General features: G+C 42.1%; 17 protein-coding genes and 3 pseudogenes. 5 read left to right on the forward strand and 15 right to left on the reverse strand.

Features of this window, described 5'->3' with window-relative positions:
- Nucleotides 1-22: 22 nt before the first annotated feature.
- The 5 genes and pseudogenes from M1D69_RS16095 to M1D69_RS16115 all read right to left on the reverse strand — a co-directional run bounded on the left by M1D69_RS16095 (nucleotide 23) and on the right by M1D69_RS16115 (nucleotide 4987).
- A pseudogene (locus M1D69_RS16095) lies at nucleotides 23-1305 on the reverse strand (aminotransferase).
- Nucleotides 1306-1690: 385 nt separating this feature from the next.
- Nucleotides 1691-3232, reverse strand: a complete 1542-nt coding sequence (locus M1D69_RS16100; protein ID WP_458105518.1) for a GNAT family N-acetyltransferase — start codon at nucleotides 3230-3232, stop codon at nucleotides 1691-1693.
- Between the two features lie 15 nt (nucleotides 3233-3247).
- Nucleotides 3248-3910, reverse strand: coding sequence for an HAD family hydrolase (locus M1D69_RS16105; RefSeq protein ID WP_458105517.1), 663 nt, complete (start codon nucleotides 3908-3910; stop codon nucleotides 3248-3250).
- A 122-nt stretch (nucleotides 3911-4032) separates the two neighbouring features.
- Nucleotides 4033-4455, reverse strand: a complete 423-nt coding sequence (locus M1D69_RS16110) for a CBS domain-containing protein (protein ID WP_024120708.1) — start codon at nucleotides 4453-4455, stop codon at nucleotides 4033-4035.
- A 136-nt stretch (nucleotides 4456-4591) separates the two neighbouring features.
- Nucleotides 4592-4987 carry a YhcU family protein gene (locus M1D69_RS16115; protein ID WP_024120707.1) on the reverse strand — a complete coding sequence of 132 codons (396 nt, stop codon included), beginning with the start codon at nucleotides 4985-4987 and terminating at the stop codon, nucleotides 4592-4594.
- A 110-nt stretch (nucleotides 4988-5097) separates the two neighbouring features.
- Between M1D69_RS16115 and M1D69_RS16120 the strand changes: the two genes are divergently transcribed.
- The gene (locus M1D69_RS16120; protein ID WP_458105516.1) at nucleotides 5098-6006 is read left to right on the forward strand and encodes an RluA family pseudouridine synthase; all 909 of its coding nucleotides are present in this window, start codon (nucleotides 5098-5100) and stop codon (nucleotides 6004-6006) included.
- Between the two features lie 30 nt (nucleotides 6007-6036).
- On the opposite strand, the gene srtA is transcribed toward M1D69_RS16120, so the two are convergent.
- Both srtA and M1D69_RS16130 read right to left on the reverse strand, forming a co-directional pair.
- Nucleotides 6037-6630: a sortase SrtA gene (gene srtA, locus M1D69_RS16125; protein ID WP_458105515.1), complete on the reverse strand. Its 594-nt coding sequence runs from the start codon at nucleotides 6628-6630 to the stop codon at nucleotides 6037-6039.
- Nucleotides 6627-10190, reverse strand: a complete 3564-nt coding sequence (locus M1D69_RS16130) for a 5'-nucleotidase C-terminal domain-containing protein (RefSeq protein ID WP_458105514.1) — start codon at nucleotides 10188-10190, stop codon at nucleotides 6627-6629. The genes srtA and M1D69_RS16130 overlap by 4 nt, the downstream gene beginning before the upstream one ends.
- Before the next feature lie 145 nt (nucleotides 10191-10335).
- On the opposite strand from M1D69_RS16130, the gene M1D69_RS16135 reads away from it, so the two are divergent.
- Nucleotides 10336-10983, forward strand: coding sequence for a spore coat protein (locus M1D69_RS16135; RefSeq protein ID WP_024120704.1), 648 nt, complete (start codon nucleotides 10336-10338; stop codon nucleotides 10981-10983).
- Here the strand turns inward: M1D69_RS16135 and M1D69_RS16140 are convergent.
- A pseudogene (locus tag M1D69_RS16140) lies at nucleotides 10915-11881 on the reverse strand (hypothetical protein). The gene M1D69_RS16135 and the pseudogene M1D69_RS16140 sit on opposite strands and share 69 nt — an antisense overlap.
- Before the next feature lie 121 nt (nucleotides 11882-12002).
- Nucleotides 12003-12572, reverse strand: coding sequence for a YhcN/YlaJ family sporulation lipoprotein (locus M1D69_RS16145; RefSeq protein WP_217827224.1), 570 nt, complete (start codon nucleotides 12570-12572; stop codon nucleotides 12003-12005).
- 154 nt (nucleotides 12573-12726) lie between these two features.
- Here M1D69_RS16145 and M1D69_RS16150 point away from each other — a divergent pair, with 154 nt between their 5' ends.
- Nucleotides 12727-13167, forward strand: coding sequence for a hypothetical protein (locus M1D69_RS16150; RefSeq protein WP_217827225.1), 441 nt, complete (start codon nucleotides 12727-12729; stop codon nucleotides 13165-13167).
- Nucleotides 13168-13816: 649 nt separating this feature from the next.
- On the opposite strand, the gene M1D69_RS16155 is transcribed toward M1D69_RS16150, so the two are convergent.
- Nucleotides 13817-14440 (reverse strand): hypothetical protein, encoded by a 624-nt coding sequence (locus tag M1D69_RS16155; RefSeq protein WP_044156634.1) that lies wholly within the window; start codon nucleotides 14438-14440, stop codon nucleotides 13817-13819.
- A gap of 82 nt (nucleotides 14441-14522) precedes the next feature.
- On the opposite strand from M1D69_RS16155, the gene M1D69_RS16160 reads away from it, so the two are divergent.
- Nucleotides 14523-14696 carry a hypothetical protein gene (locus M1D69_RS16160; protein WP_217827227.1) on the forward strand — a complete coding sequence of 58 codons (174 nt, stop codon included), beginning with the start codon at nucleotides 14523-14525 and terminating at the stop codon, nucleotides 14694-14696.
- 86 nt (nucleotides 14697-14782) lie between these two features.
- On the opposite strand, the gene M1D69_RS16165 is transcribed toward M1D69_RS16160, so the two are convergent.
- The 4 genes and pseudogenes from M1D69_RS16165 to M1D69_RS16180 form a co-directional block, all read right to left on the reverse strand.
- Nucleotides 14783-14962 carry a hypothetical protein gene (locus M1D69_RS16165; protein WP_044156636.1) on the reverse strand — a complete coding sequence of 60 codons (180 nt, stop codon included), beginning with the start codon at nucleotides 14960-14962 and terminating at the stop codon, nucleotides 14783-14785.
- A gap of 96 nt (nucleotides 14963-15058) precedes the next feature.
- Nucleotides 15059-15475 carry an immunity 70 family protein gene (locus M1D69_RS16170; protein WP_229043432.1) on the reverse strand — a complete coding sequence of 139 codons (417 nt, stop codon included), beginning with the start codon at nucleotides 15473-15475 and terminating at the stop codon, nucleotides 15059-15061.
- A 331-nt stretch (nucleotides 15476-15806) separates the two neighbouring features.
- A pseudogene (locus M1D69_RS16175) lies at nucleotides 15807-17106 on the reverse strand (ribonuclease YeeF family protein); the annotation flags it as partial.
- A 335-nt stretch (nucleotides 17107-17441) separates the two neighbouring features.
- Nucleotides 17442-18833, reverse strand: a complete 1392-nt coding sequence (locus M1D69_RS16180) for an L-cystine transporter (protein WP_458105513.1) — start codon at nucleotides 18831-18833, stop codon at nucleotides 17442-17444.
- A gap of 172 nt (nucleotides 18834-19005) precedes the next feature.
- Between M1D69_RS16180 and M1D69_RS16185 the strand changes: the two genes are divergently transcribed.
- A complete protein-coding gene (locus tag M1D69_RS16185) occupies nucleotides 19006-20085 on the forward strand; it encodes a diguanylate cyclase domain-containing protein (protein WP_458105512.1) in 1080 nt (359 codons plus the stop codon).
- 2 nt (nucleotides 20086-20087) lie between these two features.
- Here M1D69_RS16185 and M1D69_RS16190 read toward each other — a convergent pair whose 3' ends face one another.
- The gene (locus M1D69_RS16190) at nucleotides 20088-20918 is read right to left on the reverse strand and encodes a MetQ/NlpA family ABC transporter substrate-binding protein (RefSeq protein ID WP_458105511.1); all 831 of its coding nucleotides are present in this window, start codon (nucleotides 20916-20918) and stop codon (nucleotides 20088-20090) included.
- Nucleotides 20919-21051 lie beyond the last annotated feature (133 nt).

The raw sequence follows: 21051 nt of genomic DNA on the forward strand, positions 1-21051 counted from the left end.
CCTTTAACAAATCACTTTTGTATCAAATCGTCAGTATGCTTTCCTTCACCGTTTTGACGATAAATGCAAGGTCCTCTTCTGTCAGACAAAATGGCGGGGCGAGCTGAATGACATTGTTATATCCGGCGACTGTATCGCCGTTTTTGCCGATGATCAGCCCTTTCTCTTTGCATGCCGCAACCACTTGGTTCACTTGGTCAGCGCCAGCCGGCTCTTTAGTCAGCTTATCTTTGACAAGTTCGATTCCGACCAGCAGCCCTTTTCCCCTTACATCCCCTACCGCAGGGTGTTCTCTCAACGACTGAAGCTCACCTAAAAGCTTTGCTCCGAGATCGCGGGATCGCTGAATCAGCTGTTCATCCTCCATAATTTGCAGGTTTTTCAAAGCCAATGCGCAGGCTGCCGGGCTGCCGCCGAATGTGTTGACGTGGCGGAAACGGTCATAAGGAGCTTCTCCTTGGTATGCTTCAAAAATCTCCCGTTTACGCCGTAGTGCATAAATCCGAACGGCTCGCCAGTCCGCCCAAATCCGCAGATGACTTCGTCGCAAATCAGCAGGGCGCCGTGGCGGCGGCAGACTTCCTCCACTTTCTTCATATATCCGTCCGGCGGCATTAAAATGCCTCCGCCAGTAATAATGGGCTCCATAATGACACCGGCAATCGTTTCGCTTAATTCCCATGTCATGATGCGGTCAATTTCATTTGCGCTCTCTAGCGTATCGGCGTCCTCAGGATTTCGGTAGACATCAGGCGGGGCGGCGTGCAGGAATCCTTGGCTTAACGGTTCATATTTATATTTCCGCTGTGCCTGGCCGGTGGCAGAGAGCGCTCCCAATGTATTGCCGTGATAGGCTCTATATCTAGAGATGAATTTATAACGGCTGTGGTCGCCGTTTTCCAGATGGTATTGGCGAGCGATCTTAAAAGCGGTTTCATTTGCTTCCGAACCGCTGTTGGAAAAGAAAATCACATAATCGCCGCCAAGCCACTCATTCAGCTTCTCCGCCAAGTGAATCGCAGGTGCGTGACTTTGCGTTAACGGGTAATACGGCAGTTCCTTTAATTGTTCATAGGCAGCCTCCGCAAGCTCTTTTCTGCCGTAACCAATATTAACGCACCACAAACCGGACATCGCATCAAGATAGCGGCGTCCGTCTATATCAGTCACCCAGGCTCCTTCCGCCTTTTGGGCAATCAGACTGTCCGCTTGATGCGCTCCCTTCATAGCATGCCACACGAATTGCTCATCCTTTTGCTTTAATTCCTGATTTTGCTGAATGTTTTCCATCCCCATCATCTCCATTTCATTAGCGTACCCTAAAATGCCAATTCATTGAAACAGACCTTCTCTTTATGTGATGTCTTGGTGATGATTTCCCTGCCTTCAATATAAAGCCAGACGGGGCCAGAGTCAATAAACCGTGTAAATAATAAAACATCCTCTTTCATCAAGAAGAAAGAGGATGCAGCATCCAAACAGAACAGGCAAACTGACAATCTCCGCATCGGACTGATAAAGGTCTCACACGAAACGACTTGGACAGCCATTGCAATAGCAATGTGAAGCCTAGCCGTTTTCTGACGAACATATTTAAAACTTCATAAGGCACCTTCCAATATACAATTTACTTTAAAGAAAACGTATCTTTTGTTTTAAAAAAACCCGCCAATTCAGGCGGGTTTCCGGATTATTTCTTATAGTGAATATGATAAATATCGCGGCGTCTGTCTTTGAGCTGACGCACCGTTCCGTTTTGGCGCTGTCTTCTGAGAATTTCTAAGTCAACATCGCCAATGACGACCATTTCAATATTCGGGTTGGTTTCCCCAACGATGCCGTCTCTTGCGAATTCAAAATCAGAAGGGGCAAAGATGCCTGACTGGGCGTACTGGATATCCATGTTTTCCGTTTGTGGCAGGTTTCCAACCGTTCCGGAAATGACGGTATAAATTTGATTTTCGACCGCCCTAGCCTGTGAACAGTATCTGACACGCAAGTAGCCTTGGCGGTCTTCCGTACAAAATGGCGTGAAAATAATTTTTGCGCCTTTATCGGCCGCAATGCGGGCAAGCTCAGGAAACTCAATGTCATAACAGATCTGGATCGCAATTTTCCCGCAGTCCGTATCAAACACACGTACCTGGTCGCCCGCGCTGATTCCCCACCATTTGCGTTCATTCGGCGTAATATGCAGTTTATATTGCTTCTCAATCGTTCCATCGCGTCTGAACAGGTAGGCGATATTATAAATTTTCCCTTCCTCTTCTACGAAATGAGATCCGCCGATAATGTTGACATTATACTTAACAGCCAAGTCTGTAAACAGACTGATGTAATCCTCAGTATACTCGGTAATTCTCTGTACCGCCAAGCTTGGTGAACGTTCCTCAAGGAAAGACATCAGCTGGGTTGTGAAAATTTCCGGGAACACTGCAAAATCAGACCTTGCGTCAGATGCGACATCGACATAGTACTCTACTTGATTCGCAAATTCCTCAAAGGAATAGATTTTTTTCATTTCGTATTGAATGACACAAATTCTCACAGGGAAGGCCGATTTATAATAACGCTTTGTCTGCTGCGGCAAATAATCGACATTATTCCATTCCATCAGCGTCGCATATTTGATTGAAGCTGTATCATCCGGGAGATAATCCGGGTTAATCCGCATTAGGGTAAAACCGTTCATCAGCTGAAAAGAAAGGACAGGATCGTAAATTTGATGGCGTGTTACCTGTTCAACATACTCTCTCGCAGTCATTTCATCAGCATATTTATGATAGTTCGGTATCCGTCCGCCTAGGATGATGCTTTTCAGATTTAAACGTCTTGCCAAATCCTTTCTTGCCTCATACAAACGATGGCCGATTTTCATCCGTCTGTAATCAGGATGCACCATGACCTCGATCCCGTACATGTTTAAGCCATCCGGATTGTGATTGGTGATGTATCCGTCATCTGTAATGTCCTGCCACGTATGGCGGTCATCATATTCATCAAAGTTAATCAGGAGGCTTGAGCACGAACCGATAATTTCACCTTCGAATTCTGCACAAAACTGCCCTTCCGGAAAATGCTCCAGATGGCTGATTAAATGCTCGCGCTTCCACGGCTCCATGCCTGGAAAGCAGTCCTTTTGAAGGTCGATAATGTTGTCGATATCTTTCTCTTCGATATTGCGGATGACCATTTTCTTTTCAAAACGGGTCAAATCTAATTTCTCAGACAATCTACTCGCTCCTTTCTAGTTTTGTGCGTTCAGATGATCAAGCAATAGGGCGAGCTCCATCTCCGCCATTGATTCGAGCCTGTGATCATATTCTTCAAACATCAAGGTGCCTGTTACTTGATTCGGAACGATTACACACTTCATGCCCGCTCGCTTGGCAGCAATCGAACCATTGACGGAATCCTCGAATGCGAGACATTCCGACGGCGATACCCCAAGATTCTTTGCCGCTAGCAGATACAGCTCGGGATTGGGCTTGACCTCTTCTACATCATCAGCTGTCTGAATCACTTCGAATTTGTCAAACAGGCCAAGTTGCTTCAAATGGCCGGATACCCATTTATAATCTGAGCTGGAAGCCAGTCCTACTTTTAAGCCTAAATCCTTTGCCGCATTCAGATACGCTTCAACACCAGGTCTCGCTTTTTCTGTTTCCATGCGTTTTGCAAACCGGTCTCTTCTCAGTTTTGTCAGCTCTTCATGGTTCAGCTTTTTGCCTATCTGCTTTTCTAAGTATTCAAATGGCCGAAATCCCGCCGCTGTTCCGATAACCTTGCCCCAAACGGATAACGGCAGAACTGAGCCATGTTCCTCAAAAATTTCCTGAAGGACTTCATATTCATGTGTTTCTGTATCAAGAATAAGCCCATCAAAATCAAAAATTAACGCTTTTATCACTGCGTACAACTCCTTTGGCCCGAATTGAGACATATGTATACACTATACCCCGAAACGCCTCTGCTTTCAAAAAGTAAGGGTTTATGTGAAGAAAGAGCCTGCACACTGCAAGCTCTTTCTTATTAATGCAAGTTTTGATGAGAAATGTTTGTCAGCGCTTCTCCAGCAGACTCGTTCGACATCTGATTGACAGCCAGGTCTCCAAGCGCAACGATCCCGACTAGATTGTTTTGATCTACAATAGGAAGGCGGCGGATTTGGTGCTGGGCCATCAGATGCGACGCGTCTTCCAGACTCATATTAGGATTTCCTGATACGAGGTCTGTTGACATCACTTCTGAAACGGGTGTCTGGCCATCTCGGCCTTGAGCTGTGGTTCTCAATGCAATGTCACGGTCAGTCAGCATTCCTTTTAAAACACCTTGCTCTACCACGGGAACAGCCCCGACGTTATGCTGTTTCATCAGAGAAGCCGCTTCCTGAATCGTTTGATTCGGAGAAACGGTTGCTACCTGCGTTGTCATTGAATGTTTAACTGAACTCATTGGTCAGCACCCCTTTCAATCATTAGTATGTTCAGACACCGGATGATTAAAAAGGGAGTTGCAGGAAAGGTTTTGTGGTATGATTTCTCTGATGCAAAAAGAGCTTTTCTCGAAACGGAAAAGCTCTTGCCGCAGATTATATCAGCCTTCTGTGACCCGAAAAAGCATTGTTTGTTTTCGGTTGAAAATCAGATAAAGCAAACGGAAAATATACTCCGCAATCATTCAGCATCTTGCTGTTTTTATCAAAAATAGCTTGATCACTCAAGTCATCGTGCGGTGAAGGCTTTGTCAGAATAATATGTATCATTTGCAGACAAGCCATAATTTGAAAAGCTTCTTTTAATGTTCCTTGGTAATATTGGTTATTTAAAGACAGAACGCCTTTCTTTTTAAAGCGCTGAATGTCCAGTTCGGAGAAATAAAGAGGAAATACATGATGGAAAAGCTCCATTGACAGTTCCTTGATAAAGCTTTCCTGTTCTTCAGTTGCTGCGTTCACGATTCTCACGTCTATCACCTTTCTTGCCATCGAATATCCAAAGTCTTTCTCAAGAATATCACAGAAAAAAACGCGAATGTTAAGGTAAGTGTTTCCTATGAGAAGCAGCGGCCTTTCGCGCGAAAAGGAGCCATTTGATCATGAAAGAAAAAGGCAAAGGGCTAGAGCTGATAATCAGTGAAAAACAGGACGGACAATGGCTGTTTTCTGTACTGAAAACAGAGCTCAAAGCTTCTAAACCCGTTATCCAAGAATGGATGACTTATCACAATATAAAGGTCAATCACGAGCCTGTCAAAAACAACATACTCGTAAAAAAGGGTGACCGCTTGTTTATTGATCTTCAGGAAAACGAAGAGGCCTCCGTCCTACCTGAGTATGGAGAGCTTGATATTTTATTTGAAGACCGCCACATGTTAATCGTCAATAAACCAGCTGGCATTTCCACTCATCCCAACGAAGAAGGCCAAACCGGCACACTCGCCAATTTGATCGCATATCACTTTCAGGTCAATGGCGAAACAATCAAAGTGCGCCATGTCCACCGTCTTGATCAGGATACATCAGGCGCTGTCGTATTCGCCAAGCATCGTCTGGCGCATGCCATCTTAGACCAGCAGCTAGAGCAAAAAACGCTGAGGCGTACGTATCTCGCAATTGTTGAAGGAAAACTGAAACCGAAAAAAGGCAAAATCGATTCACCGATTGGAAGAGACAGATCACACCCGACAAGACGGCGGGTTTCGCCAGGCGGACAAGCCGCCGTCACCCATTACCGTACCCTTGCTATCAATGCGAGAGAACAGCTCTCGCTTGCTGAATTAGAGCTGGAAACAGGCAGAACACATCAAATCCGTGTACATATGGCCAGCATCGGCCATCCGCTTACGGGGGATACACTTTACGGAGGCGGGAGCCAATTTCTTAACAGGCAGGCGCTGCATGCCAAAAAGGTACAGGCTGTTCATCCGATTACCGAAGAGCTGGTCGTTGCCGAAGCACCTCTTCCCGCTGATATAGAAAGCCTTTGCCATACGTATTTATCATGAAAGAAAAGCCGCAGGGATTGTCCTGCGGCTTTAAATACGTTTTCCGTAAATAATATAACGTTTCGGGGCATTCCCGACATATGAAAAAGGATAGCAGGTGGTCAGAATGAGCTCTTCCTTTTCGTGCTGCAGCGTAATAATGGAGGTATCATCCTTATCCACGATTTTTGTTTTTTCAATTTCATATGTGAAATCACCATATGAAAGGATGATGTTGAGCAGGTCACCTTTTTCAAGCTCTCCTGTCCGGCGAAACACGGTGTCCCGATGCCCTGACAGTACAATTTGCCCGTTTTCATCTGGATAATAGCTGTCCTTGTAATGCCCCACACCCTTTTCTAAATCATCCGCATCGGTCCCTTCCACGATCGGAAGCTCCGCATTGATTTTCGGTATTTCCAGTATGCCGCTTGCTTGGCCGGTCTTCGGCTTAAACGATGATTTTTTCTCGGCTTGATTATCGTTTTTCTTCGTGCCTGCAATCGCCTGCGGCTGTTCAGCCGCCTTTTTTGCTTCTTTTAATGTCTGCTCTGTTTTCATGCTGGTATCAATCAGTTTGAAGCCCCCGTAGCCTGTGATCACAAGACCGATCACAATGATCACAAGAGGAATATATTTTTTCACGACGTAGCGGCACTCCTTTTCCTTCTGATATATAAATACGTTCCGGACAGTGAGACCGCTGCGCCGATCACAATAAAGTTGTAGTATCCTGCTGACGTATCCGGAAGCTTATGATCAGAACCGCTTTCCTCACTTTCTTTATGCAAAGGCAGTGTGTTTATACGGCCGGCGGCAGTGGCAGGCTGTTTGGTCTCTGTTAATTCTTCAAAGGTCGAAATGACTGCAGGCGGCAGCTGATGGACCGGAGCTGTGCCCGGGGTCTCTCTTAGATCAGGCTTTTCTTCCCCAGGTGTCGGATTTATCTTGCCCGGATCGTCTGTTCCCTGACTGTCTGCCGGGTCTTCAGTGACTGGGTCTTCAGCTTGTCTGTCTTCAGCCAGTTTAATTCTGCCTTCTTTTGTATATGAAATCGGCTTATCAAAGCTTTTTACATATTCTACAGTCGCTTCTAAATCCTCAGGCCCTGTAACCGGATGTTTCCCAAGCAATCCGATTGGCTGGTATTTGGCTCCTGTCGCCGTCGCCATAAAATTATTGACGGTTAGAGTGTATGTGGCATCCGGCTGGATTTCGGTTCCGTCTGCCATCTTTATATCAACCGCTTTGCCTGTTTCTTTATCCCACGTATACGTAAACCCGCTTATGCTGTAGTCGGGGCCGAAAACCGATGAGATTTGCGCATCGATGATCTCCCGCAAATCTTTTCCTTTAATCTCAAGCTTCGTCAGCACATTTCCAAACGGCTGAATGTTATAAAGATCCCCCCATGTAATTGGGCCTTTCTTCAGCCCTTCCCGTATCCCGCCGCCATTCATTAGCGCAAAATCTGTTTTCATCGCCGTTCTCATGCCATCAGCAATCAAATTTCCAAGAGGTGTGTCGCCATCATTAGAATAACCGCCTTCCATATCAACAGCCGCTTCACCGACTACTTCGCTGATAATCGGTTCAGCAAGGGCCTGATACTTCCTTAAAATAGCTGAAGCGCTGGCATCAGGTTTTTTCTTGCTTTGATCGACGTATTCGATTTCAGCCGACTTTTTGACGATGTCTTTTGTCTGTTTATTAATTTCCAGATCAACGACACCTATCGCTTTTCCGTATTCAAACGCCTGAACGATCAGCTTGCCGTTCACTTCACCATTGACGATCTTATGGTTATGCGCTGCAAAAATGATGTCTATCTCAGAATCTGATTTGTTTGCAAGGTCAGCGGATTCACCTGTAATTGTGGTGCCGTTTTGTTCGGCCGACATATGTGCGAGCACTGCAATGGCCCTGATGCCTTTTTTCTTCAGCTCTTCGGCAGCGTCATTTACCGCTTGGACTTCATCGGTAAACTCAATATCCTTTATTCCGTCAGGCATGACCATTCCGGCCGCCGACTGTGTGACAACCCCAATGAAAGCAACGGGTATGCCCTCTACATATATAATGTCATAAGCCGGCAAAAAGGGTTCTCCGGTAGACTTCATTTTACAATTGGCGCACACAAGGGGAAAATTTTGTCCGTCATAGCCGCTAGTGCCTTTTGAGTGATCTCCCCCTTTTAACATTCTCATGAGTTCATCCGTACCTTCATCGAACTCGTGATTGCCCACAGTTCCGACATCAAATCCGATATCCTCCATCAGTTCCACAGTTGGTTCATCTTGAAGAAGAGATGATACGGGCGAACTGCCCCCGATCATATCCCCAGCGTGCACAGTGAGCGTGTTTTTCTTTTCCGCCTTTTTTTCTTTCAAATAGGCAGCTGCATAGTCCATGCGTCCGAATGTGCCATCTGGAGTGCCGTCTCCATCAAGATCAAGTTCGTATTGCTGATCGATTTTCCCATGTAAGTCGTTCATGCTTAACATCCTAAGCGGTATATTTTCTTCGGAGGTTTGCTTTTTCTTGTAACCGGCACTCTCTGCTTCAGCTGCTGAAGAAAAGAAGATCCTGTTTTCCATAGCCACCTGCTTCCAGTCTGCTGGCGTAACATAGGTCTTGTTTGATGAGTCTCCCACATACCTTGTCAGCCCTTTTCCCTGCTCTCTGGCTCTAAATTCAAACGGCATTTCCATTAGAGGATCCGCTTCATTCCAAATGCCTTTTTGCTCTTTTTTAGCATTGGCGGCTGCGGCCTGAAATTCCTGATAATCCTCTTCATTTTCAACAGGCCAAATAAAATATGTTGGGGCATAGCCATTTTTCACGAGTTCTAAATTTACATTTGCCCCTGTCTCCGTCACAACCTGTCCAAGAAGTCTGCCATAGCTGTCCTTGGCTTCGCTGCCGACTTTTACAGTGATGTGATCTCCTGGAGACAAAACCGTTTTTAAATAGTCAGAGGCTTTCTTTCCAAATCTTAACTGATTTTCATCCGCTTCATTTTTTGGTGTATGGTACGTTTCTGGCGTGTCTACATTTACAAAGCGGATTTTTGCCGTGCCAAGTATCGGTTTTTTGACATGAATGGTATCACCGTCTACAACGCGATCAACCACAGTTTCATATTCGCCTTCTGAAGACGGCGGGGCAGGCTGCTCTTGAAGCAGCTTCATGTCTGCTGATTTTCGCGGAAGAAGCTGAAAGGATTGATATCTGCTCAACACGCCAGTGATTTCATACCATTTATCCTCAGTCAGTTCATCAATGATACCTGTCTCACTCATAACACGCAGGGTCATTGCATGATGATCATTATCAATCATCGTAACATTGTAACCGCCGCCTGCTTGAGAATTTGGGATAGAAGAAATATAAGCTTTGACTGTTACAAGACGCCCTTCATATTGATCACCCAAGCTGCCATTGACCAGTTCATTGATCGTTGAAAATTCAGGGACAGGGAGAGGCTGATTTGATTGGGTAATACGGATGCCTGATGTATCCGGAACTATTTCAGTAAGCCCTTGGTAAGTCGTTATTTTCCCTGTCACCGTAATGTCCATTCCTTCTTTTAACTCAGGGAAATTCTCTGGTGCTGCCGAATAAATGTTGATGCCGCCTGTGTCATCCTGCATAAAGGTCGACAGCTTTCCGCCTCCGATTGCGCTCTGATCGGCAGTAACAACGCCTTTAATCGTGACATGTTCATTCATTCGGCCGCGCGCTTCCTGTATTGTAATAGGCTGTGCTGCCGGCGGAGATTCAGCTTCATCCTTTAAAACCATCGACTGGACCTTCTTAAGACCTGTCGTATTAAAATAATGTTCAAGCTCGCCTTGAACAGCTATCTTTTTCCCAAGAAGCAGCGGGTTCGTTTGCAGTCCGAATTGGCTTCTAAATGCGGAGGGGATTTGCACGGGAAGGATGTGATCGGGTGATGTCTCGTTTTTGCTGTCCGCTATAGCAACGTTATAATCATTTGAAAAAGGGCTTGTCAGATTGTAATGCTGGGGTGAAACAGCTTGGCCGATTGTATATCCTTCGACAAGAGCTTGGCCCTCTTTTTGCTGTATCGCTTTTTCAACCGATATTGGTACTGGCTCAGCAGCTCTTACAGCTTCATAAGCGGACATGACATTCAAGAAAATGAAAAGTATGATCAAAACAACATGAAAAAAACGCCTCATCAATTTTCCTCCCTTACATCTTGCATAATTCGTTTATTTGCTAATCACTTCGACAATCAGCATATAAATCCTGTCAGGCGCTGCATAAAACACCGAAGACAAGCACAAAATACAGCTGATCTGAAAAAAAAAGGAGGAATTCGGTTTGGATCAGCAATTTCAGCAGCAATCACAGAATAAAGGGATACCAGGCAAACCGCATCAAAATCACGGCGGACATGAAATGTTTGATATGCACGAGGTGCTTTCCGGAACGCTTACTGTGCTTGATCAGTTTATGATGCTGAGACAATTCTGTAAGGATCAGGAATTATTAAACATCCTTGACCGTCAATATCAATTCATTACATCTCAATATAACTTAACGGCAGAGTGCTTCAAAACAGGAAGCGAGCCTTCACAAAAAACGGCTACTTATATGATGAAAGAAGACAACCAGACTGTTTACGGTATGCAGCCGGCACAGCCTAAGAAACCTGTTCAATCCATGAATGACATTGATGACAGCATCATCAGCCGCCAAATGCTTTGCGCTGTTAAGGCACAGGCATCTATGCTCACGATGGCTTCTCTAGAAATGACAAATCCGGCCGTAAGACGTGTACTGTCTGCGCAAATTCAGCAGTATGTCGAAATGGCTTTTGAGATTTTCCTTTACCAAAATAAACATGGTTATTACCAGGTTCCGCAGCTTGACGCGCAGGATATGGAACAACTGAGAAATTCATTTGCCCCTGCACAAGGACAAATGCCTCCGACTCAAGGCGGTATGGGCCAGCAGGGACTTCATTAAATAAAAAAGGCATTGGATAGAAACTATCCAATGCCGCATTTTCTTCAAACGCTCTGGTAAAATCTTTTTCAAATTGATCAAGACTATCCTGTGTCGCTGCTTTAAACCCTTTTTTAAAATCCCCTTTTTTCGCTGTTTCCTTTATAATCTCCAACATAATGTCTTTCCCGTATGTTTCCGTCAGCTCATTGACCATATAAAAACTTTGCAAATAAACATCGGTTTCATATTCCGATCGAGCTTCCTGCCAGTTCTGATCTGTCTGCAAACGGTCAAACGGCACGACAGTAAACGTAATCGGATCTATGAGCAATTCATAGTTCGCGATCCACTCGCTTAATCCTTCATGGAACCATAAAGGGAACTCATCAGGATCTGTTTCGAGCTCCCGTAATTTCTGATGAAACGCATGGTGTGTGTACTCATGAATCAATAATCTCTGATACAGATAAACCGCTACCTCATCACCTTCTAAAAGCTGCTTTTTCTCTTCAGGCAATAATCCGATCAGCTGCTCCCGCTCAGAATAAAAGCCGACAACATCCATTAAACCGGAATAAGCCTCCATCTGTTTTTCATTAGGAAAAAAAATAATATCAATAGGCTTATGATTCGAATAGTCAAGCATGACCTGATTAATACTCACCGCATATTCAAGCGTTTCTTTCGTTAATGGCAGTAAGGATTTTTCCTTAGAAGTGTAATAAACATCGGCCTGTTTAAATGACTCTTTCTTCATGTGCTTCGTCACTTGTTCTTTCGTTATCCCAGATGTCTGCCCTGGCAAAGACAGAATATACATCGTGCTTGATACGATGGCCGAGCTTACGGCCAGCATCACAAGGACTCCGCACAGGAATAGAGCGGATGCCGCACGCTTTCCTATGCCACCCTGCAAACGTCTCCCTCCCTGAGCCGGTCCGTCTTGTACCTTTTATTTTTACTCTATGCAGCCTTAGTTCACAGCGTGTCATTTCTGCAAAGAAAAAAGCCGCACAAGTTATGCGGCTTTTTATCTGTTATTCAGCTTGCGGAAAGACACGTTGTACTGTTTGACTGAATTCATCAAAGAATCCTGCAATCGGATCACCATTTTGAATCCGTTCGCCATACCCCTGCATCCGATCAACAAAGTCTGGATTTGCAGAAACATAAACATTGTCCATGTTCTTATCAGTGTCTCTTACTTTATCGGAAATTTTCTTTTTCAGATCTTTTCCAACTTCTTCTTTCCCATTTGTTAATACAACTGCAACATACGCTTGATTTCCGGCAACAATCACATTCGCGTGTTTAACTTCTTTCATATCGGTAATTTTATCGGCTGCATCATCAGCAACTTCCAACTTGCGGTTATCATCACCGTTATTGTTATCACCATTATTCGTCATATTATTATCGACGTTGTCACGGCTATCATTTGCATTGTTGATATTTCTTGTGCCGTTATCATTTGCCGGATTGCGGTAGTTAACGTTTTCAGGCTCTGCATTATCACGTCTGCCCTCACCCTGATTGGCCATACCGCAGCCAGTCATAAGTAAAGGGACAAGAAGCATGGACGCAAGGACTTGTTTTTTTCCAAGCATGTGAATTCCTCCTTTATCACTTTACTTATAGGTTTTTCTAATTGGCTCTAAATATGCATGAAAAAATAACGGAAATGCTTTCCCGGGAAATAAAACGGTTAATTTGTCTAATCAGAGGGGAAAATATCAATACACTTATAAAGGAGGGATCACGTTGTTCAATCAGCGAAAAGGAATCAGTCCTACAGCCTTAGTTATCGGTTCAACTGTGCTTGTTGCTGCTTTATCCCCGCAGATCCGGCAAAAAATCAGCGGGTTTATTACAGGTCAAATGAACAACCGGAATGCTCAAAATAAGTCGTTGGATCTTTCTAATGTTGGAGATATGATGAAACAGGCGTTTGGCGGAAATAATCAAGATCAATCTCAAAATCGTCAGCAAAATGCCCGTCAGCATCAGCATGCAGGCCAACAGCAAAGCCAACCTCAACAGCATCAGTCTCAGTCTAAGCAAAATCGTCAAACGGACACAACAACATCCAGAAATAGACAGCAGCAATATGCAGAGCCAATCCATTTCGAACAAAGCGCAATGAATGTAATGGATGACAACACTGTAATGGAAATGCTGGAAGACCTAGAACCCGGCCGTTAAAAAAAACGTGTAATCCAGATGGGATTGCATAAGGGTTCAAATGGTTAATTATATTGGCTTTTTAGACGTTTTTTGCTTTCAACTTTTTTGTTTTTTATATTTTTTCACCTATTTTGGAGTACAATTGGTGAACATAAAAAAATCCTTCTTTCTTTCAATATTGAACGAAAGAAGGATTTTTTCATTTATGCTGCTCTATCCGAAGCAATCTTTATCATTTCATTATTAGTTCCCACTTCAAAAGTTGAAAAGGACAGAACACTATTTAACACCGCTATTACCAATATACCTCGACTGAGTTTCATTAATAATCTCTCCTTTTTTAATTTTGTTTCTTGCTACAACACTCAACATATAATAAGCGTTGGAAATCCTGTTCGGTCCGATGAAAAAATACAAATATTTTATTTGGATGATGCACTGGCTTCTAGGAGATTGATCGGGTATGGCGGCATTTTGAAAGAGATACATAAAGAGCTAAATCTTAGTGATGTGGAAGACAGCGATCTGGTTAGATTGAGGAAGAAGATGACGAGGCTGCAAATGGTGCATTTGAGGTAATGGCTTATTGGCACCTGGGAATTAAAATTACATAATCAAATAATACAAGCAGGTATTTACCCTGCTTGTATTTCTGTTTTTAAAACAATTAGAAACAATTATTAACAACGTCACCTAAACTAAAGAATTCTAGTACGGCTTTTTGAGTTTCACCTGGTAGTGCTTTAGTAGATACTTTTACGGCTTTTTTAATAGCATTTGTTCTAGAAAGTCCTAGGTTTCTTTGATGTTTATAAGCTCTGATAATTGTTTTTGTCATAGAATTTAGTCCGCCCATTAATTTTGCGGCTTTTTTAACTTTTAAGATCTTTGCCCATGGGATGGCATTTACTGCTATAGCTTTAGCAGCACTAGAAATGCAACTCCATGTATTCAATACTATGAATGGTCCTATACTTTCCTGTACGGTTTTAACAGCAGTTAGGTTTTCTCCATCAGCAACAAATTCATAACCTTCAAATTCGTTACCTTTATGTACGTTTAACCATTCAACACCGGAGTTTATTCCTTGCTCAGCAACATCCTCTGGCATTTGATCAATTAATTCTAATAGAGGTTCGAGAGTTCTTTTCATGCTCTGAGCTTCTACATTAACTTGCTCAGCAGAAACATCATTAGAATTTTCTTTTGCGTTAGCTATTGGTATTGTAATAGCGGTGAAAATTAGAGAGAAACAGATTACAATGACCAATTGTTTAATGCTTTTCTTCACGATAAAACTCCTTTACAATATCTTTGTAGAATTATTTTCCGTGAAAATAATAACATATTTTTAAAAAAATAGGAGGATGTTTATGAAAAAAAGTTTGTATTTTTTGATACTATTGATTGTTGCAGGCTCATTTATTATTAATATTTTCGTAGATAATAAATCTATTTCAACAATAGTTAATATTATTGGACTAATTGCGATTATTATTATGGGCATTGTTTTAAGAATTACTTTTGGTAGCTCTTCAGAAAAGTAATTCTTTTTTAGATCAAATGAAAAAAGCAGACCTTTAAAAGTCTGCTTTTTTCGTGTTAGGTTCAATACGTGAGGACGGAGATTGCTTCAATTTGGTTTATTTTGATCTTTGGGTTTAGAGGGGAATTTTGTAGAATATCCAGCAGCTAATAAAAAGATAATAGCAAGAACATATGCTAAAATACCTTGATGTAATATGAATATCGAAATTAAATTAAATGCTGCAGCAAGAATAATAAAAATAATTGTATATATGTTTAATCTCAATAGGGAGACCTCCCTTGGTTTGCTAAGCAAGTGTTCATACAGCTTAATCAACCTTGTGCAGAAACCTCACCTTCTGAAATTGGTGTAGTCCCCGTTTCAGATACTATCAATAAGAACTTCTGATTTCGTTTTTAAACCTTTTTCGAGAGCACTCTTTAAAAGACTTATAAAATCTTCTCCATCACTCGTAACAAAATAATTTGATAAGTCAGTTATGTCCTCGCTTATATTATCTCCCCAAGGTGGGCGTTTATTAATGTCTTCAATATCCCAAATAACTTGTGAAGGACTGTATTCTTTCAGTCTTTCTTTAATATCTTTTAATTCTTCAAGGGCAGCTTCAATGTTTTTGGTTTCAAGCTTTCCTTGATAAAGTTCATTTAATAAATGCGGATATTTTGATCCCCAACCGTGTTCTTCTAAATGATAGCTCACAGTTGAAAAAAATGAATGGAGGAAGTCTCCATGTCCAACCTGATACCAATAATATTTAACCTTAAACCCAACAGTCATCGTGTTCACCTCTAATTGGTTTTGAATTTAATATCTGCTTTCCCATTAGTCTTTTTCATAATTTTATCATATAAATCGTCCATTATTTCTTCAGAACTGATTGTCCCCTAATATCTATGATTATTGTTTGTTTAGTATTACCCGGAAGGTCAGTCAGACGTTTTTCGACTTGTTTAGAAACATTGTTTACTAATCTGCTTCTTCCACTGGACGTAGTAATCTTATAGTTTTTAACCTCTATACTATGCTCATCTTTATAAAAGTCTGGGCGGGAACTTCCTTTCTTTCCATAAGGGACCTCTTTGCCATTTATAAATGACTTTTGTTCACTGTAATTAGGATAATCTTTTCCAACATCTTTTTCAGATTGTCGCCAGGATGGTCTTTTAGGAACACTAGGATTTGTTGCATTTAACTTTTTGTTCACACCACGCAGCCCAAATCCACCAAGAACACCTAGAGCCTGATTAAGACTATTCTGTCGTTGTTCATCAGATATTTTATTCCCAAACATATCTCGGCCGGTTATAGCTTCACTAAAGCCATTCGCCGAAGCAAGTCCGTAAAGCCCTTTACTTGAGTTTTGAAGAGCATAGAATGTTTTAGGTGTTTTATATACTTCGAGGGCTTTTTCGGCTTTAGAGATAGCTTTTCCTGTTGAATAAACAGCTTTTACACCTTTCCCTAATTTACCGGCCCATCCCACAATAGGAACATAACCCGCAGCAGCCATTGCACCAGCTGCTACTCGTTGTCCCTCAGTGAGCTTTTCACCAGTTACAGGGTCAACTCCATCGGCAGCCCTTTTATAATCATAATATCCAGAGACTTCTCCTGTAAAATTACAAACAACATCCCACGTCTTTTCGTACCATGGGCGATTTTCAAGCTCCTCCTGTTCTTTTGCAATCCTTCTTTGTTCAGCCTGCTGATCTTTAAAGGAGATATAATCAGTTGATTGTTTTTTTACATCCTCAGCCATCTTGTGAACTTCACTGTCTCTATAAGCTTTAGCATCATAATAGATGGGTGAAGCACTTTTACCTTTTGAAGTTGCTCCAATCAAGGCTTGGTAATCTGCCTGAATCATTTGTTCATTGGTTTCTGATAGAGCATATTCAGATGTTAGATTTTCATCGACTTCACTTTATTTTCTCGACTGTGTTTTTTCGTTCTTTATCTGCAGAAGATAATTTATCTTTAAAGTCTTCTGTTGAAAAAACATCTAGGGGAAGGATGTCGTGTATATCATTTAAGATGTCTTTAATCGCTTTTTTCTGTTCAGACATGATGGCCTTTGATTTAGTATTAGCATTAACCAACTCATGTTCTAAGAAGGATTCTTCTATGTATGCATCAGATAAGTTAGCATCTTCCAAGATACCAGGAATACTTGTTAAAAAAGCAATTTTCATTTCAATCAGATCAATCCATTGATTAGCTATGCCGGCCTGATCCTCATAAAATGATTTGATATTATCTGCACCTTTACCTGAAAACTCACTATCATCTAAGTCAGCAACAGCTTTAAAGGCCTTCTTTAATTTGACCATTTTACTTTTTAATTCTTTGTATTCTTTTGCTCGATTTTCTGATTCTGAAAGAAGTGTTTTCGCTTCAAATACTTTCATGACCATATCCTTTCTTAATAGTTTAATATCAAAATATTACCATGGGAAAATTAAGAAGGGGTGGTCATGAAGAATTAATCCTTAAAATGATAGTTTAGACCTGCGACTTATCTCTTAAATTCCGAAAGCTACTTCAAGAATTTCTTGATCACGGTCAGGAAGGTATCCTTTCTGACCCTTTATTTCTAATTACTTTTAGTAAGTGGAGTAAACAGGAGTAAAAATAAATCACAAAAAAGAAAAAGAACCCACGAAACCCTAATATTAGAGGATTCATGGGTCTTTTATTGAAATTTAACCGGTAATCCCCCGTGGGATTACACGTTTTAATATGACTAGGCTTCTTCCGCTTCGATCACATTGGATCGATCTTGGAATACACCAGAATCTATTTCCTTCGTAACTTTGCTGGTAATCAGGCCTGATGTCATACTTCCGCTGACATTCAGCGCAGTACGTCCCATGTCGATCAACGGTTCGATAGAGATTAATAAACCGGCGAGCGCGACAGGCATATTTAACGCTGATAAAACGAGCAGCGCTGCGAATGTAGCTCCGCCGCCAACTCCGGCGACACCAAACGAACTGATGGCAACAACCGCGATCACTGAGATAATAAACGCCGGATCAAACGGATTTTGACCGATTGTCGGGGCAATCATCATCGCCAGCATAGCCGGATAAATCCCGGCACAGCCATTTTGGCCGATAGATAGCCCAAACGAGCCGGCGAAATTCGCAATTCCTTCCGGGACACCCAAGCTTCTTTGTGTTTTAATATTCAGCGGCAAAGCGCCTGCGCTTGATCGTGACGTAAATGCAAACACGAGTACAGGCAGCGCTTTTTTCAAATAAACAACCGGATTTAATCCGCTGATCGTCAGCAGAAGCAAGTGGATGATAAACATTACAATTAACGCGGCATATGAAGCAATGACAAACATACCCAGTTTCAAAATGCTGTCAATATCACTTGTCGCAATCGTTTTTGTCATAATGGCCAGCACACCGTAAGGCGTCAGTCTCAAGATGAGAGTAACAACACGCATGACAATGGCGTAAACAGCATCAATCAATTTTTTGAACGTTTCAGCCTGTTCCGGCTGTTTCCGTCTCACACCTAGAAATGCAATACCCAGAAAAGCGGCAAAAATAACGACTCCGATAGTTGATGTCGGTCTAGCCCCTGTAAAATCCAAAAACGGATTTCCAGGAAGCAGCTCAATCATTTGCTGCGGCAGTGTTTTCGCTGTCATCTCCTCTGATTTCTGTTCAAGCTCCTGTCCTCTAGAAAGCTCTGTATTTCCTTGATCAACCTGAATCGCATGAAGATCAAAGGAAAGGGCGGACGCAATACCAACCGCCGCGGCTACCGCTGTAGTCGCAACCAAAATCCCGATAATCAAACCGCTGATTTTCCCGAGATTTTTTGTCAGCTTCATCTTTGTAAAAGCGCCTAGAATGGAAATAAAAACAAGCGGCATGACAATCATCTGAAGCAATTTGACATATCCGCCTCCGGCAATATTAAACCAGTCGGCTGTTTGAACCACAATGTTTGAAGTCGGACCGTATATCAGCTGAAGCGCAAATCCAAAAACGATCCCCAGCCCCAGGGCAGTAAACACACGTTTTGAAAAAGAAACATGTTTCTTCTGCATGGCAAATAGCCCAATAATAAGTAAAAGTAAAATAAATACGTGCAAAATGACTAGCAAAGTCTCCAATTGAGGCAAACTCTCCCTTCAAAATTTTTCTTATATACTATATTACACAAATTCCGATAGTTCAAGTAAGAATTATTTCAGCATCAATATTTGGATAAAAAAACCCAATGAATACCGTTTTTGTTCTTTTCATTCCCCCCTTTCTTTAGTAACTTATATAAGGGTGATAATATTGCTGAAAGAACTGTTCGTAAATTTGACCATTTTAATCACATTTAATTATCTGTTCACCCACCTGTTTAAAGAAAGGTTAATACATAAAAAAGACCGCCTGTCCTTTCAGTTAATAAAAGGAACTGCCTGCGGTCTCCTCGGGGTTATTCTTATGAATTTTGGTTTGACGTATCACCATTCAATCATAGATTTTAGAAATATCCCTATTATGATCGCCGCTCTTTATGGAGGCTGGGTGTCTACGGCGACAGCTCTGATGATAATCGCAGCAGGCCGCATGCTGATCAGCTTGAATGAATCAGCACTGTATTCCATGATTACAATTTGTATCGCTGCCGTGCTGTCACTTATTGCATCAAGGAGAGAAAAAGTTCAGCTGAAACACGTTCTGTTGCTTTTAATCATTTCAAATGGTTTCATCTCCTTTTTCTTCTATGTATTTGTTGATATCCATTCACTTAAGCTTCACTTTTACTTTTGGCTGATTTCAATTATCGGCGGCATGCTCAGCCTATATATTATCGAGCATGAAACAAATGCACATCTTTTATTTAAACAGTATAAGTTCCAGGCGCACTTTGACTTTTTGACAGGTATTTATAACCGCAGAAAGTTTGAAGAAATCACAAAAGACCTGTATCAACAGGCTGCACACACTCCATCTTTACAATTTTCGCTTATTTATATGGATATCGATCACTTTAAAACGATTAACGATCAATACGGCCATCATGAGGGGGATCAGGTTCTAAAAGAGCTGGGATCCCGACTAAAACAAAATATCCGCAACACTGATCCTGCCGCACGGATCGGCGGCGAGGAATTTGCCGTCCTCTTGCCAAATTGCACGCCCGAGAAAGCATTCCAAATCGCCGAACGAATCAGGTACTCGATTAGTCATACACCGATTGTATTAACAAACGGGGAAAAGCTTGCCGTTACGGCCTCACTGGGAGTAGCCCATTACCCCCGAAACACAGATAAGCCGGAAACCTTGCCGGTTCTTGCTGATCAAATGCTGTATAAAGCGAAAGAAAACGGCCGAAACAAAGTATGGTTTTCCGAAAAAAAAGAATGAATTCATGTTTTGAATTCATTCTTCCAATCTGAAAGACGATGTAAAGGTAAAAAAGCGGGAACAAGCATCCCTTGATATTCCTTCTCTATAAATGCCGCTGTATCATCTGATTGATAGAGTTCAAGGATGGTTTGCAGTGTTTCGCGATCTCTGTCCTCAGCTCTGACAACAATTACATTCATATCTTCCTTCCCGATTCGCCTGCCGCCCTTTAATGTATGCTTCTGCGGGTTCAGCCCCGCTTTTTTTGCGGCGGCTGTTTTCATCACAAACACGTCGGCTCCGCTCAATACGTCCTGTTGGCGTACGGTTTTCAATTTCAAGTGTTTCGGATTATCTTTTATCACATCAATTGAACCGGTTCCGTTAAATCCGTTCTTCAAAGTAAGCAAACCCGCTTCCTGCAGGAGCGTAAGGGCTCGCCCAAAATCGAGCGCTTCATCCGGGACAGCAACAACAGCACCGCGCGGAATATCTTTGATTCGATGATATCGTTTTGAATAAATGCCCATAGGCGCTATGTATGTCGTGCCGAGCGGTGCCAGTTTATGTTTGTATTTCTTTGAAAACGACTGAAAATATGAAATGGATTGAATAGCATTGGCATCAATCTCTTTGTTAGCCAGCGCAATATCTGATTCTGCATAATCAGAGAATGGAATCAGCTGAATATTAAGCCCTTCCGCTTCAGCCTTTTTTACGATATAGTTCCATATCGCTTCGTCCGACTCAGCAATTCCAATTTTTATCGTTTCATGTTCTGCTGACGGTGAGCATGCAGTAAATGAAATGAAAAGAATAAGAACAAAACTGCATACAAGCCACTTTTTCATTGTGACACCATACTCCTATCTATTTATTAGAGCATGCAAGCAATATCAGACATAAAAATCAGACGCTCTTCGTTGATAAACGTTGTCATTTGTAACATTGGTTAACTTTACCTTACTCATATGAGAAAGGGTT

It is taken from the genome of Bacillus sp. PK3-037 (genome assembly GCF_054161355.1).

Bases quoted from the DNA above. Each gene is read 5' to 3' on its own strand.
- M1D69_RS16110 (WP_024120708.1), bottom strand. From the start codon at position 4,455: ATGAGTTCAGTTAAACATTCAATGACAACGCAGGTAGCAACCGTTTCT.
- M1D69_RS16115 (WP_024120707.1), bottom strand. From the start codon at position 4,987: ATGGCAAGAAAGGTGATAGACGTGAGAATCGTGAACGCAGCAACTGAA.
- M1D69_RS16120 (WP_458105516.1), top strand. From the start codon at position 5,098: ATGAAAGAAAAAGGCAAAGGGCTAGAGCTGATAATCAGTGAAAAACAG.
- M1D69_RS16130 (WP_458105514.1), bottom strand. From the start codon at position 10,190: ATGAGGCGTTTTTTTCATGTTGTTTTGATCATACTTTTCATTTTCTTG.
- M1D69_RS16145 (WP_217827224.1), bottom strand. From the start codon at position 12,572: ATGCTTGGAAAAAAACAAGTCCTTGCGTCCATGCTTCTTGTCCCTTTA.
- M1D69_RS16160 (WP_217827227.1), top strand. From the start codon at position 14,523: ATGAAAAAAAGTTTGTATTTTTTGATACTATTGATTGTTGCAGGCTCA.
- M1D69_RS16170 (WP_229043432.1), bottom strand. From the start codon at position 15,475: ATGACTGTTGGGTTTAAGGTTAAATATTATTGGTATCAGGTTGGACAT.
- M1D69_RS16190 (WP_458105511.1), bottom strand. From the start codon at position 20,918: ATGAAAAAGTGGCTTGTATGCAGTTTTGTTCTTATTCTTTTCATTTCA.